The organism is Xanthomonas arboricola (assembly GCF_003353015.1).
Lineage (GTDB): Bacteria > Pseudomonadota > Gammaproteobacteria > Xanthomonadales > Xanthomonadaceae > Xanthomonas > Xanthomonas arboricola_E.
In genome coordinates this window covers 411,707-435,613 of sequence record NZ_QREM01000009.1, presented here as the reverse complement: position 1 = coordinate 435,613, position 23,907 = coordinate 411,707, and the positions used below count along the sequence as shown (strand labels likewise).

At 65.9% G+C, this 23,907-nt stretch carries 22 protein-coding genes and 1 pseudogene; 20 read left to right on the top strand and 3 right to left on the bottom strand.

The window, feature by feature from the left end; genetic code table 11:
* The first annotated feature begins 119 nt into the window (after nucleotides 1-119).
* Nucleotides 120-1,229, top strand: coding sequence for a tRNA pseudouridine(13) synthase TruD (gene truD / locus C0541_RS12505; RefSeq protein WP_115048774.1), 1,110 nt, complete (start codon nucleotides 120-122; stop codon nucleotides 1,227-1,229).
* Between the two features lie 142 nt (nucleotides 1,230-1,371).
* On the opposite strand, the gene C0541_RS12500 is transcribed toward truD, so the two are convergent.
* Complete coding sequence (locus tag C0541_RS12500; protein ID WP_161960039.1) at nucleotides 1,372-1,911, bottom strand: Smr/MutS family protein; 540 nt, start codon at nucleotides 1,909-1,911, stop codon at nucleotides 1,372-1,374.
* Between the two features lie 99 nt (nucleotides 1,912-2,010).
* On the opposite strand from C0541_RS12500, the gene surE reads away from it, so the two are divergent.
* The 5 genes and pseudogenes from surE to C0541_RS12475 all read left to right on the top strand — a co-directional run.
* Complete coding sequence (gene surE, locus C0541_RS12495) at nucleotides 2,011-2,790, top strand: 5'/3'-nucleotidase SurE (protein ID WP_115048770.1); 780 nt, start codon at nucleotides 2,011-2,013, stop codon at nucleotides 2,788-2,790.
* On the top strand, nucleotides 2,787-3,464 hold the full coding sequence (locus C0541_RS12490; RefSeq protein ID WP_104582889.1) for a protein-L-isoaspartate(D-aspartate) O-methyltransferase: 678 nt from the start codon (nucleotides 2,787-2,789) through the stop codon (nucleotides 3,462-3,464). The genes surE and C0541_RS12490 overlap by 4 nt, the downstream gene beginning before the upstream one ends.
* Before the next feature lie 18 nt (nucleotides 3,465-3,482).
* Nucleotides 3,483-4,097, top strand: coding sequence for a YqaA family protein (locus tag C0541_RS12485; protein WP_115048768.1), 615 nt, complete (start codon nucleotides 3,483-3,485; stop codon nucleotides 4,095-4,097).
* A complete protein-coding gene (locus C0541_RS12480) occupies nucleotides 4,094-4,870 on the top strand; it encodes a peptidoglycan DD-metalloendopeptidase family protein (protein ID WP_161960038.1) in 777 nt (258 codons plus the stop codon). Before C0541_RS12485 ends, C0541_RS12480 begins: the two co-directional genes overlap by 4 nt.
* Nucleotides 4,871-4,904: 34 nt before the next feature.
* A pseudogene (locus C0541_RS12475) lies at nucleotides 4,905-5,024 on the top strand (M23 family metallopeptidase); the annotation flags it as partial.
* Between the two features lie 174 nt (nucleotides 5,025-5,198).
* On the opposite strand, the gene C0541_RS12470 reads toward C0541_RS12475, so the two are convergent.
* Together C0541_RS12470 and yhbY are read right to left on the bottom strand one after the other, a co-directional pair.
* On the bottom strand, nucleotides 5,199-5,579 hold the full coding sequence (locus tag C0541_RS12470) for an Mth938-like domain-containing protein (RefSeq protein WP_115048764.1): 381 nt from the start codon (nucleotides 5,577-5,579) through the stop codon (nucleotides 5,199-5,201).
* Nucleotides 5,580-5,594: 15 nt separating this feature from the next.
* A complete protein-coding gene (yhbY, locus tag C0541_RS12465; RefSeq protein ID WP_115048762.1) occupies nucleotides 5,595-5,900 on the bottom strand; it encodes a ribosome assembly RNA-binding protein YhbY in 306 nt (101 codons plus the stop codon).
* Between the two features lie 65 nt (nucleotides 5,901-5,965).
* Here yhbY and rlmE point away from each other — a divergent pair, with 65 nt between their 5' ends.
* The 14 genes from rlmE to csrA all read left to right on the top strand — a co-directional run bounded on the left by rlmE (nucleotide 5,966) and on the right by csrA (nucleotide 23,842).
* On the top strand, nucleotides 5,966-6,598 hold the full coding sequence (rlmE, locus tag C0541_RS12460; protein WP_115048761.1) for a 23S rRNA (uridine(2552)-2'-O)-methyltransferase RlmE: 633 nt from the start codon (nucleotides 5,966-5,968) through the stop codon (nucleotides 6,596-6,598).
* A gap of 60 nt (nucleotides 6,599-6,658) precedes the next feature.
* Nucleotides 6,659-8,599, top strand: a complete 1,941-nt coding sequence (gene ftsH, locus C0541_RS12455) for an ATP-dependent zinc metalloprotease FtsH (RefSeq protein WP_161960037.1) — start codon at nucleotides 6,659-6,661, stop codon at nucleotides 8,597-8,599.
* A 122-nt stretch (nucleotides 8,600-8,721) separates the two neighbouring features.
* Nucleotides 8,722-9,624 (top strand): dihydropteroate synthase, encoded by a 903-nt coding sequence (gene folP / locus C0541_RS12450; RefSeq protein ID WP_115048759.1) that lies wholly within the window; start codon nucleotides 8,722-8,724, stop codon nucleotides 9,622-9,624.
* Nucleotides 9,624-10,607 carry a tRNA (adenosine(37)-N6)-dimethylallyltransferase MiaA gene (miaA, locus tag C0541_RS12445; protein WP_115050290.1) on the top strand — a complete coding sequence of 328 codons (984 nt, stop codon included), beginning with the start codon at nucleotides 9,624-9,626 and terminating at the stop codon, nucleotides 10,605-10,607. The genes folP and miaA overlap by 1 nt, the downstream gene beginning before the upstream one ends.
* Nucleotides 10,608-10,684: 77 nt before the next feature.
* Nucleotides 10,685-10,963, top strand: a complete 279-nt coding sequence (gene hfq, locus C0541_RS12440; protein ID WP_005915027.1) for an RNA chaperone Hfq — start codon at nucleotides 10,685-10,687, stop codon at nucleotides 10,961-10,963.
* An 11-nt stretch (nucleotides 10,964-10,974) separates the two neighbouring features.
* Nucleotides 10,975-12,294 carry a ribosome rescue GTPase HflX gene (gene hflX / locus C0541_RS12435; RefSeq protein WP_115048758.1) on the top strand — a complete coding sequence of 440 codons (1,320 nt, stop codon included), beginning with the start codon at nucleotides 10,975-10,977 and terminating at the stop codon, nucleotides 12,292-12,294.
* Nucleotides 12,295-12,630: 336 nt separating this feature from the next.
* A complete protein-coding gene (locus C0541_RS12430; protein ID WP_161960036.1) occupies nucleotides 12,631-13,125 on the top strand; it encodes a CinA family protein in 495 nt (164 codons plus the stop codon).
* A 261-nt stretch (nucleotides 13,126-13,386) separates the two neighbouring features.
* Nucleotides 13,387-15,915, top strand: coding sequence for a TonB-dependent receptor (locus tag C0541_RS12425; protein ID WP_429001348.1), 2,529 nt, complete (start codon nucleotides 13,387-13,389; stop codon nucleotides 15,913-15,915).
* Nucleotides 15,916-16,393: 478 nt separating this feature from the next.
* Nucleotides 16,394-18,070, top strand: a complete 1,677-nt coding sequence (gene ubiB / locus C0541_RS12420; RefSeq protein WP_115048752.1) for a 2-polyprenylphenol 6-hydroxylase — start codon at nucleotides 16,394-16,396, stop codon at nucleotides 18,068-18,070.
* Between the two features lie 45 nt (nucleotides 18,071-18,115).
* Nucleotides 18,116-18,760: a transcriptional repressor LexA gene (gene lexA / locus C0541_RS12415; RefSeq protein WP_115048750.1), complete on the top strand. Its 645-nt coding sequence runs from the start codon at nucleotides 18,116-18,118 to the stop codon at nucleotides 18,758-18,760.
* A gap of 172 nt (nucleotides 18,761-18,932) precedes the next feature.
* Entirely contained in the window at nucleotides 18,933-19,967 is a 1,035-nt protein-coding gene (recA, locus tag C0541_RS12410) for a recombinase RecA (protein ID WP_016904265.1), read from the top strand.
* 285 nt (nucleotides 19,968-20,252) lie between these two features.
* On the top strand, nucleotides 20,253-20,741 hold the full coding sequence (recX, locus tag C0541_RS12400) for a recombination regulator RecX (RefSeq protein WP_115048746.1): 489 nt from the start codon (nucleotides 20,253-20,255) through the stop codon (nucleotides 20,739-20,741).
* Between the two features lie 101 nt (nucleotides 20,742-20,842).
* A complete protein-coding gene (gene alaS, locus C0541_RS12395) occupies nucleotides 20,843-23,491 on the top strand; it encodes an alanine--tRNA ligase (RefSeq protein WP_115048744.1) in 2,649 nt (882 codons plus the stop codon).
* A 138-nt stretch (nucleotides 23,492-23,629) separates the two neighbouring features.
* Nucleotides 23,630-23,842, top strand: coding sequence for a carbon storage regulator CsrA (gene csrA, locus C0541_RS12390; RefSeq protein ID WP_003481884.1), 213 nt, complete (start codon nucleotides 23,630-23,632; stop codon nucleotides 23,840-23,842).
* Nucleotides 23,843-23,907: the final 65 nt, after the last annotated feature.

The following is a 23,907-nucleotide window of genomic DNA, read 5'->3' as shown; positions in this document are numbered from 1 at the left end:
AGCCGTTCCACATCGCCGTTACCTGCGCCGAACTCATCCTGGTGCTGAAACGCGACACTACCGCGCCGAGGCATTCGGCACACAGCGCACGATTTGTCGGCGCGAAGGGAAATCACCGCATGAGCGACACCTTCCTCCTGCCGCGCGCACACGGCGCCGCGGTGCTTGGCGCGGCAATGCGCAGTACGCCGGACGATTTTCAGGTCGATGAGCTGCCGGCCTTCGAGCCCTCCGGCGAGGGCGAGCACCTGTTGCTCACCGTCCGCAAGCGCGGGCAGAACACCGCCTATATCGCGAAGAAGCTTGCGCACTGGGCCGGGATCGCCGAGATGGGCGTCAGCTATGCAGGGCTGAAAGACCGCCATGCGGTGACCACCCAGCGCTTCAGCGTGCATCTGCCCAAGCGCCTCGCGCCGGAGCTCGCCACGCTCGATGACGACGAGATGCAGGTCATCGACAGCACCTGGCACAACCGCAAGCTGCAACGCGGCGCACTGCTGGGCAATCGTTTCGTGCTGACGTTGCGCCAGGTGCAGGGCGAGCGCGCTGCGATCGATCAGCGCCTGCAGGCGATCGCCGCGCGCGGCATCCCCAACTGGTTCGGTGAGCAACGTTTCGGCCGCGATGGCGGCAACCTGGCTGCCGCGCTGGCGATGTTCGGTTATGTGCCCAATGCCGACGGCACGTTGTCAGCGGCGCCGGCATCCAGGCGGCGGCTGCGCAACGACCAGCGCTCGATGCTGCTGTCGGCGGCGCGCTCGGCGTTGTTCAATCGTGTGCTCAGCGCACGCGTGGAGCAGGGCAGCTGGGATGCGGCGCTGGATGGCGAGGCGTGGATGCTGGATGGCTCGCGCAGCGTGTTCGGCCCCGAGCCGTTCAACGAGGTACTGGCAGAGCGCCTGGCGCGCTTCGATATCCATCCCAGCGGGCCGTTGTGGGGTGCCGGCGAGCTGCGTTCGACCGGCCGGGCCGCGGCGGTGGAGCAGGGCGCCTTGTCCGATCCGCAATCGCAAGCGCTGCGCCACGGGCTGGAAGCGGCGGGCCTGAAGCAGGAGCGCCGCGCACTGCGCCTGCGTCCGCAGCAGCTGGAGTTCGGCTGGCTGGATGCGCACAGCCTGCAGCTCGCATTCGCGCTGCCGCCGGGCTGCTACGCCACCGCGGTGCTGTGGGAGCTCGGCGAGGTCAGCGACGCCGGCCGGCTCAACACCGGCCCGCGTTCCGACGCCTAGGCCTGTCCGGTGGTCGTCCGCCGCCCGCCAGCCACGTCACCGCGTAGGAGCGGACCCGGCCGCGACGGGCTTTCCCGATAGCCCGTCCGTCGCACAAGCGCATGCCTGCAATCCACATCGGCGACCCACCATCCCATCGGCGCTAACGCCGCGCCAGCAACACCAGCAACGCCCCGGTGCCACCCTGGGTGGCAGGCGCCGAATGAAACGCCAGCACATCGTTACGCTGACGCAGCAGGCGATCCATCAGGTTCTTCAACACCGGCGCGCCATTGTCCGACTGCAGCCCCTTGCCGTGGATGATGCGCACGCAGCCATGGTCGTGCGCATGCGCCTCCAGCAGGAACTGCCGCAGCAGGGATTCGGCCTGCGCGGCGGTGGCGCCATGCAGATCCAGTTCGTCCTGGATCGAAAACTGTCCGCGCTTGAGCCGTTGAAACAGGCGGGTGGGAAGATTCTCGCGCCGATAGCTGGCGGTATCGCCCGCTTCCAGTGGCGCGCTGTCGCGCAGCAGGCGGGCGAATTCGGTGTGCGCCTCGGCATCGTCGCGCTCGGCCATGCGCGCGCGCGGCTTGGGGCGCGGCTTGGCATTGGCCGGTGGGGCGACCTCGCGAATCGGCGTGACCGCGCCGATCGCTGCGCGGAACAGCGCGCCGTCGTCTTCGTCTTCGGGATGCGACATGCGCACAGCGTAACCTGCCCAACCTCAGTGGCAAGCGAAGGTCAAGCGCGAAGGGCGCGGACGCATCCGGTATCATGATCCGGTTTTCCGAGGAGTCCCATGCGCGTACTGGTTAGCAACGACGACGGTGTCGACGCCCCCGGCATCCAGATTTTGGCCGAGGCGCTGCGCCATGCCGGTCATGAAGTGATGGTGGTCGCGCCCGACCGCGACCGCTCCGGCGCCAGCAATTCGCTGACGCTGGATGTGCCGATCCGCACCCGCCGCATCGACGCGCAGACCTGCGCGGTGGCCGGCACGCCGACCGACTGCGTGCATCTGGCGCTGACCGGCATGCTCGATTACGACCCGGATATCGTGGTCTCCGGCATCAACAACTCGGCCAATCTCGGCGACGACGTGATCTATTCGGGCACCGTGTCCGCCGCGATGGAAGGGCGCTTCCTCGGCCTGCCGGCGGTGGCGGTGTCGCTGGTGACGCACAACCACGAAGCGCACAACTACCAGACCGCCGCACGCGCGGCGGTGGAGATCGTGGCACGGCTGAAGGCCGATCCGTTGCCCGCCGACACCATCCTCAACGTCAACGTGCCGGATCTGGCGTGGTCGGAGGTGCTCGGCTTCGAAGTCACCCGGCTCGGCAACCGTCATCGTTCCGAACCCTGCGTGCCGCAACGCGATCCGCGCGGCCGCACCGTGTACTGGATCGGCCCGGCCGGGCCGGAGCAGGATGCCGGCGCCGGTACCGACTTCCATGCCGTGCGGACCGGGCATATCTCGATCACACCGATCCATGTCGATCTGACCCGCTACCAGGCGCTGGAGACGGTGGCCGGCTGGGTGGGTGGCCTGACCGCCGCGCTGGATACACCGGCATGACGCCGAGACTGCGTCTGCAACCGGAATCGGTCGGGATCGGCATGACCTCGCAACGTGTGCGCGACCGGCTGGTCGAGCGCCTGCGCGAGGCCGGCATCCAGGACGAAGCCACGCTCAACGCCATGCGCACGGTGCCGCGGCATCTGTTCATCGACGAAGCGCTGGCTTCGCGCGCCTACGAAGACACCGCCCTGCCGATCGGCCACGGCCAGACCATCTCGCAGCCCTGGGTGGTCGCGCGGATGACCGAGGCGGTGCTGCAGGTCGGCCCGACCAGGGTGCTCGAAGTCGGCACCGGTTCCGGCTATCAGGGCGCGATCCTGGCCGCCCTGGGGCTGGAGGTGTACACGGTCGAGCGCATCGGCGACCTGTTGCGGCAGGCGCGCAAGCGCTTCCGGCACCTGGGCATGAATGTGCGCAGCAAGCACGACGACGGCCGCATCGGTTGGCCCGAGCACGGCCCCTACGATGCCATCGTGGTCACTGCCGCCGCCCCGGCACTGGTCGATGCGCTGGTCGATCAGCTGGCGGTCGGTGGACGGTTGGTCGCCCCGGTCGGTGGCGCCTCGTCGCAGTCGCTGGTGCAGCTCACGCGCGCTGCCGACGGCGCGATCGAACAGCAGGTTCTGGCGCCGGTCACGTTCGTCCCGCTGTTGTCGGGCATGCTGGATTGAATCCATGAGAGTTCCTCGATGAAGATCTTCGGGCCGTTGTACGACGTGGCCATTCGTTGGTCGCGCAATCGCCGCGCCCCGGCGCTGCTGACCGGCCTCAGTTTCGTGGAGGGTTTCATCTTCCCGGTGCCGCCGGAGGTGATGCTGGCGCCGATGTCGCTGGCCGAACCCCGCCGTGCGCTGTGGTTCGCCAGCTTGAGCCTGCTCGGCTCGGTCTGTGGCGCGCTGGTCGGCTACCTGCTGGGCCATTTCGCCTTTGCCGCCCTGCAGCCGCTGATCGAATGGCTGGGCTGGAGCGCGAAGATCCAGGCGCAGATCGAAACCCTGCGCACGCTGGTCGCCGATTCGCCCTGGAAGGCTTTCTGGGCGCTGGTGCTGGTGGGCTTCACCCCGATTCCGTTGAAGATCTTTACCTGGGCCTCGGGCGTGGTCGGCGTACCGATCCTGCCCTTCATCGCCAGCATGCTGGTGGGGCGGGGCAAGCGCGTGTATCTGGTGGCCGGCGCGATCCGGCTGGGTGGGGCGCGTGCCGAAGCCGCGTTGCATCGCTGGATCGAGCCGCTGGGCTGGGTGGCCATGGCCGTGCTGGCAGTGGGAGCAGCGTGGCTGGCGTGGAAGACAACCAACGGATGAGCAAGTTGCAGATGAATTCGGTAGGTAAGACAGCAGTCCTGCTCGCAGTGGCCGTCGGGCTGGCTGCCTGCAGCAGCGCCACGGTGGTGCGTTCGCCCGGAGCCGGCGGTGGGTCGGCGTCCGCGCGCCCCTCGGCGGCGCCACGTCCGTCGGTGCCGCGCCCCGGGGCGACCGTCACCGTCCAGCGCGGCGACACCCTGTACGCCATCTCGCGCCGCACCAACATCACCGCGCCGGATCTGGCGGCCTGGAATGGCCTGTCCTCGCCGAACACCATCTATCCCGGCCAGACCCTCAAGCTCTATCCGCCCGGCGCCAGCAAGCCGGGCGGCAGCACCTCCACCGCCGGCACGGTGGTTCCGCCGCGCCCGAGTGCCCCGATCGCAGCACCGGTCAGCAGCGGATTTCCCTGGCGCTGGCCGGCCGATGGCGTGGTGGTCGGCACTTTCGTCAGCGGCGAGACCACCAAGCAGGGCGTGGACATCGCCGGTGCCAGCGGGCAGGCGGTGCGCGCCGCGGCCGATGGCGTGGTGGTGTACTCCGGCGCCGGCCTGGTCGGCTACGGCGAGCTGATCATCATCAAGCACAACGACCAGTGGCTGTCCGCCTACGGGCACAACCGCAAGCGCCTGCTCAACGAGGGCCAGAGCGTCAAGGCCGGCCAGCAGATCGCCGAAATGGGCCGCAGCGGCGCGGCTCGCGACATGCTGCACTTCGAGATCCGCTATAACGGCAAGCCGGTGGATCCGTTGTTGTATCTGCCTAGGAAGTGATTGGGGATTCGGGATTTGGGATTCGCAANATAAGAGACAGGGCCAGCAGATCGCCGAAATGGGCCGCAGCGGCGCGGCTCGCGACATGCTGCACTTCGAGATCCGCTATAACGGCAAGCCGGTGGATCCGTTGTTGTATCTGCCTAGGAAGTGATTGGGGATTCGGGATTTGGGATTCGCAACGGCAACGGCGCTGGGCTGATGGTGCCGCGTGGAAGGTGCGTTCTACCGGCCTGAGCTCGCTTGAGGTGTCGCTACTGCTGCTTGCATGAGAGCGATATCTGCTCCAGCCCGCAGTTGCGAATCCCCAATCCCTAATCCCTAATCCCTAATCCCTGCCTTCCAGGATCATCGCCAGCGCCACGCGGCGGCCTTCGCTGGCCAGCACGTTGTAGGTGCGTGCTGCGGCCGCATTGGTCATCGCTTCCAGGCCGATGCCGCGGGTCAGGCAGGCTGCCAGTACGTCCGTCCTGGGAAACTGCTGCCGCTCGCCGGTGCCGAGCAGGATCACTGCCGGGGCAAGCGCCAGCACCGCGTCCATATGCGCGACCTGCAGCTGTTCCAGGCCGGACACCGGCCAGGCTTCCACCAGCTCGTCAGGCATGAGGATGAAGCTGCGCTGCAGAATCTGCTCGTTCACCTTGGCATGGCGGCCATCGGCCGCGCGCAGCGCATAGGTGTAGTCGGGGTGTTCCTGGCTTAAAGGCATGACAAACTCGATTGGTCAGCCGCGCGGCAGCACGATCTGGCGCTTTTCCTTGCTGGGGCGGTACAGGATGGCGACATGGCCGATCCGCTGCACCAGCGCGCTGCCGGTCTGCTGGGTCAGTTCGGCGATCATGGCGTCACGGGCCTCGCGGTCCTCCGATATCACCTTCACCTTGATCAATTCGTGGCGCTCGAGCACGTCCTCGAGTTCGGCCAGGAATGCCGGCGTGACCCCTTTGCCACCGGTCTGCAGCAGTGCCTTGAGATCGTGGGCCTGGCCGCGCAGGAAACGGTTCTGGGCGGAGGTGAGAACAATGGACATGCAGGATCAAAGGGAAGCAAAGGGTGTTCAGGGTATCATGGCGACCCGTTCAGACCCCTTTGCCGATGCCTTCCCGTAGTAAAAGCAGCCAGCGCTGGCTCAAGGAACACTTCGCCGATCCGTTCGTCAAGAAGGCGCAGGCCGAAGGCATGCGCTCGCGCGCGGCCTACAAGCTGGAAGAACTGCTCCAGCGCGACCGCCTGCTCAAGCCGGGCATGGTGGTGGTCGACCTGGGCGCGGCGCCCGGCGGATGGTCGCAGCAGGTGCGCAAGTCCATGGGCGACAGCGGCCGGGTGGTGGCGCTGGACATCCTGGAGATGCCGCCGCTGGCCGGCGTGGAATTCCTTCACGGCGACTTCAGGGAACAAACCGTCCTATCGGAATTCGAGGCGATGCTGGGCGATGTGCCGGTGGACCTTGTGCTGTCCGATATGGCCCCCAATAAGAGTGGCATGGATGCGGTCGACCAACCGCGGATGATGCACCTGGCGGAACTGGCGATGGAATTCGCTGACACCCACCTCAAACCGGGCGGGGCGTTCCTGATCAAGTTGTTCCAGGGCGTCGGGTCCGACGACTACATTCGTGAGCTTCGCCGCCGCTATGACAAGGTGACGATTCGCAAACCGGCGGCCTCGCGCAAGCGCTCCCCGGAAGTTTATGCGCTCGGTCAGGGCAAGCGTGTCCAGATCAAGTAAGCTGCCAATGACCACCGTGTTTCAAGAATTGAAGAGTAGAGGGCACCGGAGCCAATGAGGATGAACGACTTGACCAAGAATCTGCTGCTGTGGGTGGTCGTCGCGGTTGTGCTGATGGTCGTCTTCCAGAGCTTCTCGCCGCGGATGGCGGGCGGTGTCGGCCCTGACTCGATTACCTACACCCAGTTCCTGAAGGAAGTGGACGCCGGACGCGTCAAGTCGGTGGACTACACCGACGAGACCAATCTGGCGGTCAACGCGATCCGCTTCAAGCGCACCGACGGCAGCGAAGCCAATGTCTACGGTCCGCGCGACGACAAGCTGGTCGACGTGCTGTATAGCAAGAACATCGAGATGACCCGCCAGAAGCCCGCCACCGGGCCTGGTTTCTGGTCGTTGGTGCTCAACTTCCTGCCGGTCATCCTGATCATCGGCTTCTGGCTGTTCATCATGCGCCAGATGCAGGGCGGTGGCGGCGGTGCCAAGGGCGCGATGAGCTTCGGCAAGTCGCGCGCCAAGCTGCAGGGCGAGGACCAGGTCAAGATCACCTTTGCCGACGTGGCCGGCTGCGACGAGGCCAAGGAAGAAGTCGGCGAGCTGGTCGATTTCCTGCGCGACCCGACCAAGTTCACCAAGCTGGGCGGCAAGATTCCGCGCGGCGTGCTGATGGTGGGCCCGCCGGGTACCGGCAAGACGCTGCTGGCCAAGGCGATCGCCGGCGAAGCCAAGGTGCCGTTCTTCAGCATCTCCGGCTCGGACTTCGTGGAAATGTTCGTCGGCGTGGGTGCCAGCCGCGTGCGCGACATGTTCGAGCAGGCCAAGAAGCACGCGCCGTGCATCATCTTCATCGACGAAATCGATGCGGTGGGCCGTCATCGCGGCGCCGGTCTGGGCGGTGGGCATGACGAGCGCGAGCAGACCCTGAACCAGTTGCTGGTCGAGATGGACGGTTTCGAAGGCGGCGAAGGCGTGATCGTGATCGCGGCCACCAACCGTCCCGACGTGCTGGATCCGGCGCTGCTGCGTCCGGGCCGTTTCGACCGCCAGGTCGTGGTCGGCCTGCCGGACGTCAAGGGGCGCGAGCAGATCCTGCGCGTGCACATGCGCAAGCTGCCGTTGGCCGACGACGTGGTGCCGATGGTCATCGCACGCGGCACGCCGGGCTTCTCCGGTGCCGATCTGGCCAACCTGTGCAACGAGGCGGCGCTGTTTGCCGCACGCGGCAGCGAGAAGGAAGTCCGCATGGACCACTTCGACCGTGCCCGCGACAAGATCCTGATGGGTGCCGAGCGCCGCTCGATGGCCATGAGCGAGGACGAAAAGACGCTGACCGCGTATCACGAGGCAGGCCACGCCATCGTCGGCCGCCTGGTGCCCGAGCACGATCCGGTCTACAAGGTCACGATCATTCCGCGCGGCCGCGCCCTGGGCGTAACGATGTATCTGCCGGAAGGCGACCGGTATTCGATGAACCGGGTGGCGATCGAGTCGCAGCTGTGCTCGCTATACGGCGGCCGCGTCGCCGAAGAGCTGATCTTCGGCGGCGACAAGGTCACCACCGGTGCGTCCAACGACATCGAGCGTGCGACCAAGATGGCGCGCAACATGGTCACCAAGTGGGGCCTGTCCGACGAGCTCGGCCCGGTGGCCTACGGCGAGGAGGAAGACGAGGTGTTCCTGGGACGTTCGGTGACCCAGCACAAGAACGTCTCCGACGAAACCGCGCGGATGATCGACGAAGTGGTGCGTTCGATCCTGGACAAGGCCTACAGCAAGACCAAGGCGATCCTCACCGAGAACCTGGACAAGCTGCATGCGATGTCGCAGCTGCTGCTGCAGTACGAAACCATCGACGTGCCGCAGATCGACGCCATCATGGAAGGCCGCGAGCCGCCGCCGCCGGCTGGCTGGGGCAAGTCCGACAAGGACGGCGGCAACAACAACGACAAGGGCAGCCCGCGTCCGTTGCCGCCGATTGCAGGGCCGGCCGAGCAGCTGTAACGCCCGCGTCGGCCAGCTGCAGAAGCACTCGTCAAGGCCGGGAAGCGATTCCCGGCCTTGATGCGTTAGAGGGCGCGGCGCACGATCACGTCCATCGCAATCCCCCAAGGAGACACCCCCCGATGTTCGACACTGCCCTGAAACTGGATTGCGCCGGTCGCGAGCTGCGTCTGGATGCGCCGCAGGTGATGGGGATCGTCAACGTCACCCCGGATTCGTTTTCCGACGGCGGCCAGCACGCCAGTTGCGAGGCCGCCATTGCGCATGGCCTGCGCCTGGTCGAACAGGGCGCTGCGGTGCTGGATATCGGCGGCGAATCCACCCGTCCCGGCGCCACGCCGGTGTCGCTGGAGGATGAGCTGCAGCGCGTGATCCCGGTGATCCAGGCGTTGGCGCAGCAGACCACTGTCCCGATCAGTGTGGATACCTTCAAGCCGGAGGTGATGCGCGCGGCGGTCGCGGCCGGCGCCGGCATGATCAATGACGTGTACGCGCTGCGCTCGCCCGGCGCCTTGGACGCCGCGGCCGAGTTGCGGGTGCCGGTGGTGGTGATGCATGCACGCAGCGCACCCCATGCGATGCAGGATGCGCCGCACTACGACGACGTGGTGGCCGAGGTGCATCGCTTCCTGGCCGAGCGCATCTTTGCGGCGGAAATGGCCGGGATCGACAAGCGTCGCTTGATCCTCGATCCGGGCTTCGGCTTCGACAAGACCACCACGCACAATCTCACCGTGCTGGCGCAGTTGCAGCGCCTGCAGGAGTTCGGCCTGCCGATCCTGGCAGGGCTGTCGCGCAAGCGCAGCATCGGTGAACTGACCGGGCGCCAGGTCGCCGCAGAACGCGTCTACGGCTCGGTGGCCGCACACCTGATCGCCGCCCAGCATGGTGCGCTGTTGCTGCGCGTGCACGATGTGGCCGCCACCGTGGATGCCTTGCAGGTGTGGAACGCGATGGCGGCGATCCCGCAGCCACGCGTGAGCGCGCCTGCGGCACCGAGCATTCGCTGGCCGGACGAGGACTGATGCCGGCCGACCGACGCCCGCTGGCGATCGCGCTGATGGGGCCGACCGCCAGCGGCAAGACCGCGCTGGCACTGGAGGTCGCACAGCGCTGGAACGGCGAGATCGTCAGTGTCGATTCGGCGCTGGTGTATCGCGGCCTGGACATCGGTGCGGCCAAGCCGGATGCCGCGATGCGCGCGGCGGTGCCGCACCATCTGATCGACCTGCGCGATCCCTGGCAGATCTATTCGGCGGCGGAATTCGCCAGCGATGCGCGGCGCGCGATCGACGACATCCTCGCGCGCGGCAAGCTGCCGATCCTGGCCGGCGGCACCGGGCTGTACTTCCGCGCCTTGCTGGAAGGGCTGTCGCAGTTGCCCGAGGCCGACCCGGCGGTACGCGCGGCCATCGCAGCCGAAGCCGAACAGCTCGGTTGGACCAGGCTGCATGCACGGCTGGCGGAGGTGGATCCGGTCGCGGCCGCACGTATCCATACCACCGATCCGCAGCGGATCCAGCGCGCCCTGGAGGTCTACCGCATCAGCGGCAGGCCGATCAGCTACTGGCAGGCGCTACCGCCGGGACCACGCTTGCCGGTGCGGGTGCTGAAGGTCGTCCTGGCGCCGCACGAGCGCGCAGTGCTGCACGCACGCATCGAGCAGCGCCTGGATGCAATGCTGGCGCAGGATTTCCTGGCCGAAGTGGAACGGCTGCGTGCATTGCCGCAACTGCGCGCGGTCGCCGCGCCGCTGGATCTGCCGGCGGTGCGCGCGGTGGGGTATCGCCAGGCCTGGGAGTATCTGGATGGAGCCGGCAGCCTGGCCGAGTTCCGCGACAGGGCCGTGCAGGCCACCCGTCAACTGGCCAAGCGGCAACTGACCTGGCTGCGTGGCGAGCTCGACGCACGCTGGTTCGACCCCGAGCGTGACCGCCATCGGCTGGAATGCGCACTTGTCGGCTTCCTCGGTCAACGTCCCGCTGTGCAGCAGGCTTCAGGCGTGTAACATCCCGTTTCCGGGGCCGGCTGGGGATGGCAGGTGTCGACCGGGACTATAAGAACAATAATGAAGAGGAGTTTTCGATGGCGAAGGGGCAATCTTTACAGGATCCATTCCTCAACGCGCTGCGGCGCGAGCGGGTGCCGGTCTCTGTGTATCTGGTCAACGGCATCAAGCTGCAGGGCACGATCGAGTCGTTCGACCAGTTCGTGGTCCTGCTGCGCAATACCGTGAGTCAGATGGTCTACAAGCACGCCATCTCCACGGTCGTGCCGGCGCGCAATGTGCGCGTGGGACCGGGTGGTGGGTATGTGCAATCCAATGAAGGCAACCAGGCGGAAGATGACGACGTCGAGCAGTAATGGAGTAGTGCGTGTTTGATCGCTCACGCAAGGGTGAACACGCGTTGTTGATCCAGACCCACTCCGGTGGGCCTGCCGAAGAGGATGTGCTGGAGGAGTTCGCCGACCTTGCCACGTCGGCGGGCGCCACGGTGGCGGCCACGCTCACCGCGCGCATCGACAAACCGAACCCGTCGACCTTGATCGGCAGCGGCAAGCTGGAAGAAATCAAGGCCGCCGCCGAGGCCACCGGCGCGGATCTGGTGTTGGTCAACCACACCTTGTCGCCCGGCCAGGAGCGCAATCTGGAGCGCTACCTGGAGCGGCGCGTGATCGACCGCACCGGCCTGATCCTGGACATCTTCGCGCAACGGGCACGCAGCCACGAAGGCAAGCTGCAGGTGGAGCTGGCGCAGTTGCGGCATATGGCCACCCGGCTGGTGCGCGGCTGGACCCACCTGGAACGTCAGCGCGGCGGGTCGATCGGACTGCGCGGCCCTGGCGAAACCCAGCTGGAAACCGACCGCCGCCTGCTGCAGAAGCGGGTGGAGCAGTTGCAGCAGCGGCTGGAGAAGGTCGAGGTGCAGCGCACCCAGATGCGGCGTGCGCGCATGCGCAGCGAACTGCCGCGGATTGCATTGGTCGGTTACACCAATGCCGGCAAATCCACGCTGTTCAACGCCTTGACCGGTGCGGAGGCCTACGTGGCCGACCAGTTGTTCGCCACGCTCGATCCCACCGTGCGCCGCATCGCGCTGCCCGGTGGCAGTGCGATCCTGGCCGACACGGTCGGCTTCGTACGCGACCTGCCGCACCAACTGGTCGCCGCATTCCGTTCGACCTTGTCCGAGGCGCGCGACGCCGATCTGTTGTTGCATATCGTCGATGCGGCCGACCCGCTGCGCGAGGAACGCATCCAGCAGGTCGATGAGGTGTTGCATGCGGTCGGTGCGGGCGATCTGCCGCAGCTGCTGGTGTTCAACAAGATCGACAAGATCGACGGCGCGCAGGTGCGTCACGATGCGCAGGACGGCATTCCCGACCAGGCGCGGCGCGAGCGCGTGTGGGTCTCCGCACGCGATGGACGCGGGCTGCCGGAACTGCAGCATGCGCTGGGGCAGCGGCTGGACCTGCGCCATGTGACCGGGCAACTGCGGTTGCCACCGTCGGCCGGCCGCCTGCGCTCCAAGTTGCATCAACTGGAAGTGGTGCGCGGCGAACAATCCGACGAGGACGGCTGGTTGCTGGATGTGGACCTGCCGATGGTCGAGGCCGAGCGCCTGGCTGCCGGCGACGACGGTGCGCCCCTGCGCGCGATGCTGCCGGATCGTCGCGAAGACTGGGAGTCGTGATCGGCGCTGCAGGGTCGGCGTAGCCGGCCGTGCCGCGCGAGGCTGGCAGCGCAGGCGATGGGGGCCGGCGCTGCGGCGACCGCGCCGCTGCGTGCTGGCGCTTTGCTGGATGACGAGCCACGCTCTCTCTGCCGCAGTCGCCAGGGCAGGACAATGCAGGCCATCGCAGCCAACAGCTAGGCGATCCGCTCGCCATCGCAGCCGATGCCTGCGGCGATGCGCTGCACACTGCCACTGAACCTCGGCCACGTCGTCGCCGGTGCGCAATGGGCGCCAGCGCAGACAGGGGCGGCAAATTGGGCTAAAACGTCGGCTGCCCCTTCATTCCCCGTGCCCATGTCCATGTCCGCCGATTCCGAACTGCAGCAGCTGGCCGAACACCTCGGGCAACAGCTGCTTGCCGCGCGCGAGCGCCTGGTCACTGCCGAGAGCTGTACCGGCGGCTGGATCGCCAAGGCGGTCACCGATGTGGCGGGGTCCTCGCACTGGTTCGATTGCGGCATGGCCGCCTACAGCTACGAAGCCAAGCAGGCCTTGCTGAGTGTGCGGCCGCAGACGCTGGAAGTGCATGGCGCGGTCAGCCGCGAAACGGTCATCGAAATGGTCTCGGGCGCGCTGGTCAATTCCGGCGCGAGCATCGCAGTGGCGGTGACCGGCATCGCCGGGCCGGGGGGCGGCAGCGAGGACAAGCCGGTCGGCACGGTATGGATCGGCTGGAAGCGGCGCGGCGGCTATGCCGCTGCGCAGTTGTTCCATTTCGCTGGCGATCGCGATGCAGTGCGTCGCCAGACCGTGGCTGCCGCATTGCGGGGCTTGAGCGCACTGCTTTAAACGTTATGCCGAAGCAGGTGCGCGCACCCATCTGCTGCGCGGAGTGTGACTCTGAGCCCGGCGATTCTCTTCGACATTGAGCGATTGCGCATGCGGTGCATGGCTGCAATGCAGCTTGGGTGCAGTGGGTTCGCTGCGCGCTCCGCAGGTTCTTCCAACGGCGTTGTCCAGCCTCGTTGATTCGGTAAGGTGTGGCGTCACGCGACCTGCGGCGCTCGCCGCAGTGTATCGCTCGCTCTTTGTCGGGGGACAGGCATGCGCTTGGAACAGCAACGTCGCACCGCGCTTGCGTTGGCGCTTTTCGCGGCCGCGCAGGCATCGCCGCTGCATGCGCAGACGGCCACGCAGGAACAGCGCAACGAGCCGGCCACGCTGGCGTCGCTCAAGGTAACTGCGCAAAAACGCGAGGAATCGCTGCAGAACGTGCCGGTGGTGGTCTCGGTATTGCCCGAGCAACTACTGCAGGACAGCGGCGTGCACGACATCAAGGAACTGCAGGTGCTGGTGCCTGGCTTGATCGTGACCAGCAGTCAAAGCGCTGCGCAGACCACTGCACGTATTCGCGGCATCGGCACAGTGGGCGACAACGCCGGGCTCGAATCCTCGGTCGGCGTGGTCATCGATGGCGTGGCGCGCGCACGCAATGGCGTGGGTTTTGCCGACCTCGGAGAACTCGAGCGCATCGAAGTATTGAAGGGACCGCAAGGTACCGTGTTCGGCAAGAACACTTCGGCCGGCGTCATCAATGTGGTGACGCGCCGGCCCAGTTTTACCCGCAGTGCCGATGCCGAGATCACCACGGGCAACTATGGTGCGCTCGGGATTGCCGGCGCCTTCAACGATGCGCTGGGCCAGACCAGCGCGTTGCGCGTCTATGCGGCCAGACGGCGTCGCGATGGCTTCGAACAGGTGGTCACCGGTGCCGGCCCGCGCACCGCCACCGACGATGGCGATCAGAATCTGCGCACTGCGCGCGTGCAGTGGTTATGGGAACCCGGCGACGATCTGGACATCAATCTGGCTGCCGACTACACCCGCCGTGAGGAAAATTGCTGCGTCACCGTCACCACCGAACGCGGGCCGACCGCAGCGCTGATCGACGCCCTGGCGCCAGGCGGGCAGGGCACGATTGCGCGCGCCGACCCGCAAGGCCGGCGCGCCTACAGCAATCGCAGCACCGCGCAGGATATCCAGGACAAGGGCGTGTCGGCGCAGGTGGATTGGAGCACGCCGTGGCTGAGCGAGGCGGTGCTGACCTCGATCACCGCATTGCGCGACTGGAAATCCATCAACGGCCTGGACTTCGACTACAGTGCGGCTGACGTCCTGTACCGCGCGCCGCGCGAGGACGAGATGCTGACCAGGTTCAAGACCTTCAGCCAGGAGCTGCGCCTGGCCGGATCGAGCGAGCGTCTCGACTGGATCGTCGGTGCGTTTTACGCCGACGAAACCCTGCATCGCAACGAGTCCTATCGCTTCGGCAATGCCTACGAGCCGTATCTGTCCAGCGTGTTGCTTGCACGGGTCAATCCGGCGCTGGTCGCACGTGCGGATGCAACGCGGTTCCTCGCAGACGCCACCGGCTTGCCGGCTGGCACGCTGTTTCGTGGACAGGGCAGCCAGGATCGCTTTCGACAGGATGGCACCAGTGCCGCGTTGTTCACCAGCAACACCTGGCATGCCACCGATGCGCTGGATGTGGTGGTGGGGTTGCGTTACACCTACGAGCACAAGGCGTTGCAGTCGAGGTTTGAGAATCCCGATGGAAGCCCTGCATGCGCCAGCTATTTCGCGGCCAATGGTCAGCTCGATCCAGCTGCGTTGCGGCGTATCGGCGCCGCGCTGGGCGCGCGCGGCGTGCCTGCGTCGGCAGTGCCGACGATCGCGCCGCAAGTGGTCGGCTTCACCTGTCTGCCCTGGGCCAACCTCGCTCATGCTGGCCGTCGCACCGAGCAACGACGCACCGAGCGCGAATGGTCCGGAACGGCGAAGCTGGCGTATCGCTGGAGCGATGCGGTGATGACCTATGTATCGGCCGCGCGCGGCTACAAGGCTGGCGGTTTCAACCTGGATCGCGTGCAGTCCTCCGATGGTTTGTCCAGCGGCGCGCAAGGCATCCTGCCGGTGGACGACACCGCGTTCCCCGGCGAATTCGTCGATAGTTACGAGCTCGGTGCCAAGACCACCTGGCTTGGTGGCAATCTGCTGCTCAACCTAGCGCTGTTCTATCAGGATTTCAGCGACTTCCAACTCAACAATTTCCTCGGGACCAGCTTCGTGGTGCGCGCCATCCCCACCGTGGTGTCACGCGGCATCGATACCGAACTGCTGTGGCAGGGCGCCGTGCCTGGCCTGATGGTGCAAGGCGGGCTCAGCTATACGGATACCGCGTATGGCGACGATCCGCTGCCGGACGCCGATCTGGCATTGCTGCCGGGCAGTCGCTTGAGCTTTGCGCCACGTTGGTCGGCTAATGTCTCGGTCACTTACGAGCACGCGCTTGGCGATCACATGACCGGCCGTTTCAATGTCGGCGCGAAATATGTTTCCGAGTACAACGCCGGCTCCGATCTGGATCCGCAGAAGGTGCAACCGGGCTATACGGTGCTCAATGCGCGGCTGGGCATTGGTGCCGAGGACAAGCGCTGGATGCTGGAAGCGTGGGCGGAAAACCTCGGCAACGAAACCTATCGCCAGATCGTCATCGACGCGCCGCTACAGGCGGGTTCGTGGAATGCGTTTCTGGGCGCACCCCGCACGTATGGGCTGACCTTGCGTTTGCGGTACTGAGAGCGGCCAACAAACCGAGTGGGCGCCCGCCTGGCGGGTGCGTCGTGGTGTTGTCAGCCGCTCCACGTTTTTGAGGGCGTGGGTATAGCCGTGCCAGGGCCCAGGATGCCCGCGAAAGTGCAACCTCGGCTAAGCCTGCGGATGTCGATGACGCGACAGGCACGGGCAGATCGGCTACAAACGAGGTCTCGTTGTTAATCTGCGTGCCGATGCTTCCGCTTTCTGCTCATGTGCTGTCTTTGTCCGCGCCGCATTCGTTTGCTGGCGGTGTCCTGGCATTGCTGGATGACCGGTGCGCAGCCGTCCGGCAGCCGATGTGTGAGGCGGCCGGTGATTGCCTCGTTCTGTGTGCGAGCGATCATGCAGGCACGCGCGATGCTGCATGGTCAATGTGCGCTTCGAACCACGAGACGCGGCCGACGATGCACCTTGGTGCGCTGCGGCCTGTTGCCGTAGCGCAATCGCAGGCGGTGTGCTGATGTGGGAAGCGCTTGGCACCGTTCGGGATCTCGGGCGGCTGCAGGAAATTGCCGCGGTGCTGATCCGTTACGGATTCGGCGATGTGGTGCGCCGTATCGGCCTGGCCGACGTGCTCGAACGTGCCGGCAAGCTGCTGCACTGGCATAACGCCGAGGGGCGCCTGCGCCTGTCCGCGGCGATGCGGGTGCGGCGCGCGCTCGAGGAACTCGGGCCGACCTTCGTCAAGCTGGGGCAGGTGCTGGCCACGCGTGTGGACCTGTTGCCGCCGGAGTGGATCGAGGAGTTGAGCGAGCTGCAGAACGCAGTGCCCGCGCTGCCGTTCGAGCAGATCCGCCCGCAACTGGTCGCGGCCCTGGGCGCGGAGCCGGAAAGCGTGTTCGCACGCCTGGACGAACAGCCGTTGGCGGCGGCATCGCTGGCGCAGACGCATCGCGCCTGGCTGGCCGATGGCACACCGGTGGTGCTGAAGATCCGCCGCCCCGGCATCGGCGATGTCATCGATGCGGATCTGCGCCTGCTGGCCCGCCTGGCGGAAATCGTGGAAACGCGGGCGCCCGACCTCAAGCGTTACCGCCCTGCCGACGTGGTGCAGCAGTTCACCGTTTCCTTGCGGCGCGAACTGGATTTTGCCGCCGAGTGCCGCAATGCCGAGCGCATCGCCGCCAACTTCGCCAGCGACCCCACCGTGGTGGTGCCGTCCGTCTACTGGCAGTGGACCTGCGAATCGCTCAATGTGCAGGAATTCATCGACGGCATCCCGGGGCGGGATCTGGTCGCCGTGGATGCGGCCGGCCTGGACCGCAAGGCGCTCGCACGCACCGGCGCCGGGATCGTGTTGAAGATGGTGTTGCAGGATGGCTGCTTCCACGCCGATCCGCATCCGGGCAACATCTTCTATCTGCGCGACGGGCGCATCGCCGTGATCGATTTCGGCATGGTCGGACGCGTTTCCGAGCAGCGTCGCTTCCAGGTCGCGCAACTGCTGCATGGCATGGTCAGCTACGACGCCGAAGCGGTCATCGATGTGCTGCTGGAATGGGCCGGCACCAGCCTGGAGATCGATGAGTCGCGCCTGCAGCAGGATATCGGCGCCTTCGTCGACGAGTACCGCGGCGTGCCGCTGAAAGAGCTGCGTATCGGTGCGATGCTGGGCGATGTCACCTCGATCCTGCGCGATCACGGGCTGACCCTGCCGCCGGACCTGGCGCTGATGATCAAGGCCTTTCTCACGCTCGAGGGCATGGGCCGCCAGCTCGATCCGGACTTCGACATGGCCACCGAGGCGCGTCCGTATCTGGAACGCGTGGTGCTGCAGCGGTATGCGCCCAGCGCGATGCTGCGGCGCAGCCGCCGCACCGTGACCGGCGCGATCGACCTGATCGGCGATCTGCCACGCGATCTCAAGCGGCTGCTGCAGGCCGCACGGCGCGGCAAGCTGCAACTGCAGATCGAAACGCGGGCATTGCGCGAGTTCGGCGAACAGGTCGACCGCGCGGCCAACCGGCTCACCATGGGGATCGTGACGGCCGCGCTGGTGATCGGCTCGTCGATCGTCATGAACAGTGTCGGTGGCAGTGCCAGCCGTTGGCTGCTGGCGTTGGGCGTCGGCGGTTTCATCGGTGCAGCCATCTGCGGCATCTGGATCCTGTTCTCCATCTGGCGCAGCCGCCGTTAGCCGCGGCTATTGCGCAGGCGTCAGTTAGTAGTAATACTACTAACCATGGACCTGACCGATACCCAGCAAGCAATCCTGGCCTTGATCGCCGAGCGCATCGATGCCGATGGCGTACCGCCCTCGCAGACCGAGATCGCGCGCGCGTTCGGCTTCAAGGGTGTGCGCGGCGCCCAGTACCATCTGGAGGTATTGGAGCAGGCCGGTGCGATCCGGCGCGTCCCCGGGCAGGCCCGCGGCATCCGCCTGGCCGGGCAGGGCGCCCAGTCGCGCACCCCGCCTGCCGCAAACGAGCCGATGCGCGACGATGTCCTGCGCCTGCCGGTCCTGGGACGCGTGGCGGCAGGCCTGCCGATCGGCGCGGATATCGGCTCGGACGACTTCGTGGTGCTGGACCGGGTGTTTTTCTCGCCCTCGCCGGACTACCTGCTCAAGGTGCAGGGCGACTCGATGCGCGACGAAGGCATCTTCAACGGCGACCTGATCGGGGTGCACCGCACCCGCGACGCACGTTCGGGGCAGATCGTGGTGGCGCGGATCGATGAGGAAATCACGGTCAAGTTGTTGAAGATCGGCAAGGACCGCATCCGCTTGCTGCCGCGCAACCCGGACTACGCCCCGATCGAAGTGTTGCCGGATCAGGATTTCGCGATCGAGGGCCTGTACTGCGGGCTGTTGAGGCCGAATCGTTGAGCACTGCGCCGATGGCCTTGCTGGCGTTATCCCGAGCCGGTACCACAGGATTTCCCGCTGCCATCGCCATGGCCACCTCTCTAGTCTGAGTGTGTCGCAGCCAGTCTCAGCCTGTGCGATACACCGCCGTTACATTCGCCCTACACCGAAATCACTGACAAGGATCACCCAGATGGATGAGAACAAGAAGCGCGCCCTTTCCGCCGCACTGAGCCAGATCGAGAAGCAATTCGGCAAGGGCTCGGTGATGCGCATGGGCGACCGTGTGATCGAGGCCGTCGAAGTCATTCCGACCGGCTCGCTGATGCTGGACATCGCACTGGGGATCGGCGGCCTGCCCAAGGGCCGTGTGGTCGAAATCTACGGTCCGGAATCGTCGGGCAAGACCACCCTGACCCTGCAGGCGATTGCCGAGTGCCAGAAGAAGGGCGGCACCGCGGCCTTCATCGACGCCGAGCACGCGCTGGACCCGATCTATGCCGCCAAGCTGGGCGTCAACGTCGACGACCTGCTGCTGTCGCAGCCCGACACCGGCGAGCAGGCGCTGGAAATCGCCGACATGCTGGTGCGTTCCGGTTCGGTGGACATCGTGGTGGTCGACTCGGTCGCCGCGCTGACCCCCAAGGCCGAAATCGAAGGCGAAATGGGTGACCAGCTGCCGGGTCTGCAGGCCCGCCTGATGAGCCAGGCGCTGCGCAAGCTGACCGGCAACATCAAGCGTTCCAACACGCTGGTGGTCTTCATCAACCAGTTGCGCCACAAGATCGGCGTGATGATGCCGGGCCAGAGCCCGGAAGTGACCACCGGCGGCAACGCGCTGAAATTCTACGCTTCGGTCCGCCTGGATATCCGTCGTATCGGCGCGATCAAGAAGGGCGACGAGATCATCGGCAACCAGACCAAGATCAAGGTGGTCAAGAACAAGCTGGCGCCTCCGTTCAAGCAGGTCGTGACCGAAATCCTCTACGGCGAAGGCATCAGCCGCGAAGGTGAGCTGATCGACATGGGCGTGGAAGCCAAGCTGGTCGAGAAAGCCGGCGCCTGGTACAGCTACGGCGAAGAACGCATCGGGCAGGGCAAGGACAACGCACGCGGCTATCTTCGCGACAACCCGCAGGTCGCAGTGCGGCTGGAAGCCGAGCTGCGTGAGAAGTTCCAGCCGGCCGAAGCGCCGCGCGAAGCCGGCGACGACGTGGAGAAAGAATGACAGCAGCCCGTCAGAGCGAGCTGTGCCGTGATCAGGCAGGTATCGGCGGCAAGNCGGCAAGCGCGAACCAGGATGTCCGAGTGGGCCATCCTCCGGTTCGGCCTGCCGGCCGTACCCGTCTGATGGCAGAGCAGTCGAGCTGATGGTTGCGGCAGGTTTTCTATCGCGGGGACGGCGGAGTCAGTGCCGTCGCTTCCCGCGGTAGATCTATTGAAGGCCAGGAGGGCAGGCGCCATGGACGGCGCATTGATGCAGCGTGTGATTTCGCTATTCGGGACACCCACGATGGACGAGCAACCGCCCGCGCCAAAGCGGGGACGCCGGTTCAAGGAACAGACGCCGGTCCAACGCGCACTGGGATTGCTGGTGCGGCGCGAGCATTCGCGCAAGGAATTGAACCGCAAGCTGCTGGCGCGCGGGATCGAGCCCGACGCCGCGCAGGCGGCCGTAGAGCGCCTGGCGGATGAAGGATGGCAGGACGACACCCGGTTTGCGGCCTCGGTCGTGCGCAATCGCGCAGGCTCGGGCTACGGCCCGCTGCATATCCGCGCCGAGCTCGGAACCCATGGTCTGGACAGCGACGCCATCAGTGCCGCCATGGCGACCTTTGAAGGCGACTGGACCGAAAACGCGCGCGACCTGATCCGCCGTCGTTTCGGCGACCAGGGCCCCACCGATCTGCCGCAGCGGCGCAAGGCTGCCGATCTGTTGGCCCGGCGGGGTTTTGATGGCAACAGCATTCGTAGCGCCACGCGCCTCGACCTTGAGGACTGAGGGCGTCAGGCCTGCTACCCTTCGTGGTTTCAGGTTGTTCCGCTCATCTGCGCCCACATCTCATTGGGTGACCGGGACTGCCGCCCGCCCAATGCCAGCACATGAACGCACCCGCCAAATTCAGCACTTCCCAGATCCGCAGTGACTTCCTCGCGTTTTTCGAGGGGAAAGGCCACACCATCGTGCCATCCGCGCCACTGGTGCCGGGCAACGACCCGACCTTGCTGTTCACCAACTCCGGCATGGTCCAGTTCAAGGACGTCTTCCTCGGCGCGGAGAAACGCAGCTATGTGCGCGCGGCCGACGTGCAGCGCTGCCTGCGCGCCGGCGGCAAGCACAACGACCTGGATTCGGTGGGCTACACCGCGCGCCATCACACCTTCTTCGAGATGCTGGGCAACTGGTCGTTCGGCGATTACTTCAAGAAGGATGCCATCAGCTGGGCCTGGGAGCTGCTGACCCAGGTCTGGAAGCTGCCGGCCGAGCGGCTGCTGGTCACCGTCTACCACACCGACGAAGAAGCCTTCGCCCTGTGGCGCGACATGATCGGCATTCCCGAAAGTCGCATCGTGCGCATCGGCGACAACAAGGGTGCGCCGTACGCGTCGGACAATTTCTGGCAGATGGCCGATACCGGCCCATGCGGTCCATGCACCGAGATATTCTTCGACCATGGCGACCACATCGCCGGCGGTCCGCCCGGTTCGCCGGACGAGGATGGCGATCGCTTCATCGAGATCTGGAACCTGGTCTTCATGCAGTTCGACCGCCAGCCCGACGGCACCCTGGTGCCGTTGCCGGCGCCGTGCGTGGACACCGGCATGGGCCTGGAGCGCCTGGCCGCGATCCTGCAGCACGTGCATACCAACTACGAGATCGATCTGTTCCAGGCCTTGATCGGCAAGGCCAGTGCGCTGACCGGTGTCACCGACCTGGAGAACAAGTCGCTGCGGGTGATCGCCGACCACATCCGCGCCTGTTCGTTCCTGATCGTCGATGGTGTGCTGCCGTCCAATGAGGGCCGTGGCTACGTGCTGCGCCGGATCATTCGGCGTGCGTTGCGGCACGGCTGGATGCTGGGGGTACGCCAGCCGTTCTTCAGCAAGATGGTGCCGACCCTGGTCGAGCTGATGGGCGAGGCCTATCCCGAACTGGTGGTCGCACGGGAGACCGTCGCGCGCGCATTGCTGGCCGAGGAGGAGCGCTTTGCCGAGACGCTGGACGCCGGCATGAAGATCTTCGACGACGTCGCCGCGCGTTCGCAGGAAGTGATTCCCGGTGCCGATGCTTTCCGCCTCTTCGATACCTATGGATTTCCGGTCGATCTGACCTCCGACATCGCACGCGAGCGCGGCTTGCGCGTGGACATGGAGGGCTTCGAGTTCGCCATGGAGCGTCAGCGCGAAACCGCGCGTGCCGCCGGCAAGTTCGGCGGTGGCGTCGCATTGCCGGCCGATCTGGTCGCCACCATGTCGCCGACGGTGTTCCTGGGCTACGAGGCCTACGACGCCGATGCGCTCAAGGTCGTTGCCTTGCTCAAGCAGGGCCGCCCGGTCGAGCGCGCGCAGGTTGGCGACGAGGTCATCGTGTTTACCGACCGCACGCCGTTCTATGCCGAGTCCGGTGGCCAGGTCGGCGACAGCGGCCAGCTGAGCGGTAGCGATGTGTCCATCGAGATCGCCGACACCCAGAAATTTGCCGGCCAGTTCCATGGCCATGTGGGGCGCATCACCGAGGGGACGCTGGCATTGGGCGATGTGCTGGCCGGCGGGATCGACGTGCAGCGTCGCGGCAAGACCATCCTCAACCACTCGGCCACGCATCTGCTGCATGCGGCCCTGCGCGAGGTGCTGGGCACGCATGTGCAGCAGAAGGGCTCGCTGGTTGCGCCGGACCGCTTGCGCTTCGACTTCTCGCACTTCCAGCCGATCACGCCCGAAGAGCTCGCCGTGATCGAACGCAAGGTCAACGCCGAGGTGCGCACCAACCACAGCGTCGAAGTGCACAACATGGCGATGCAGGAAGCGCTGGACTTCGGCGCGATGGCCTTGTTCGGTGAAAAGTACGGCGAGAACGTGCGCGTACTGAAGATGGGTGGTTACTCCACCGAGCTGTGCGGTGGCACCCACGTCACCCGGACCGGCGACATCGGCTTGTTCAAGATCACCTCCGAAGGCGGTGTGTCCTCGGGCGTGCGTCGTATCGAGGCAGTGACCGGGCAGGGTGCGCTGGACCATGTCGCCGATGAAGAGCGGCGCCTGGTCGAAGCGGCCAGCCTGCTTGGCGGCAACGTCACCGAGGTGGTCGACAAGGTGCGTGCGCTCAGCGAGCGCCAGAAGCGGCTCGAGCGGGAGCTGGAGTCGCTCAAGGCCAAGCTGGCTTCCGGTGCCACTGCAGACCTGGGCTCCAGCGCTGTCGATGTGTCGGGAGTCAAGGTGGTCGCGGTGCGTCTGGAGGGCTTCGATGCCAAGGCATTGCGCGATGCGATGGATCGCCTCAAGCAGCAGTTGGGCGATTCGGTCATCGTCTTGGCAGGTGCCGCCGGTGGCAAGGTTGCGCTCGTGGCCGGCGTGAATGGCAGCCCAACTGGCAAGGTGAAGGCAGGGGAACTCCTCGGCCACATCGCCAGTCAGATCGGGGGCAAGGGTGGCGGCCGTCCGGATCTCGCCCAGGGTGGTGGCGAGGATGGTCCCGCCCTTGCGACTGCGCTGGAAGGCGTACCCTCCTGGGTCAAGCAACACTTGGGCTGAACACTTGTCCTGGTATGCCTTGCTGGTTGGCAGGGTGTCCCGCTAACATTTCTGGTCTATTCCCTTTACCTAGGGCGTGCCTCGTCAATCGGCCGCCGATGCTGGTGGGAAACCCACCGGTTCCAGGAGATTTGCAAAATGTTGATCCTCACTCGCCGGGTAGGCGAAACCTTGATGATCGGCGACTCGGTCACTGTGACCGTGCTCGGCGTCAAGGGTAATCAGGTGCGTATCGGCATCACCGCACCGAAAGATGTTGCTGTACACCGCGAAGAAATCTATCAGCGGATCCAGCGTGGGGATGAGCCGGTTGCCTCCGGTGCGCATCACGGCGACGATTCTTCGAATTGATCGTGATAAAGGGTTTACGTTAGCCCCTCTTACCCGGTATTCTTCGCGGCCTGCAACGGACACCG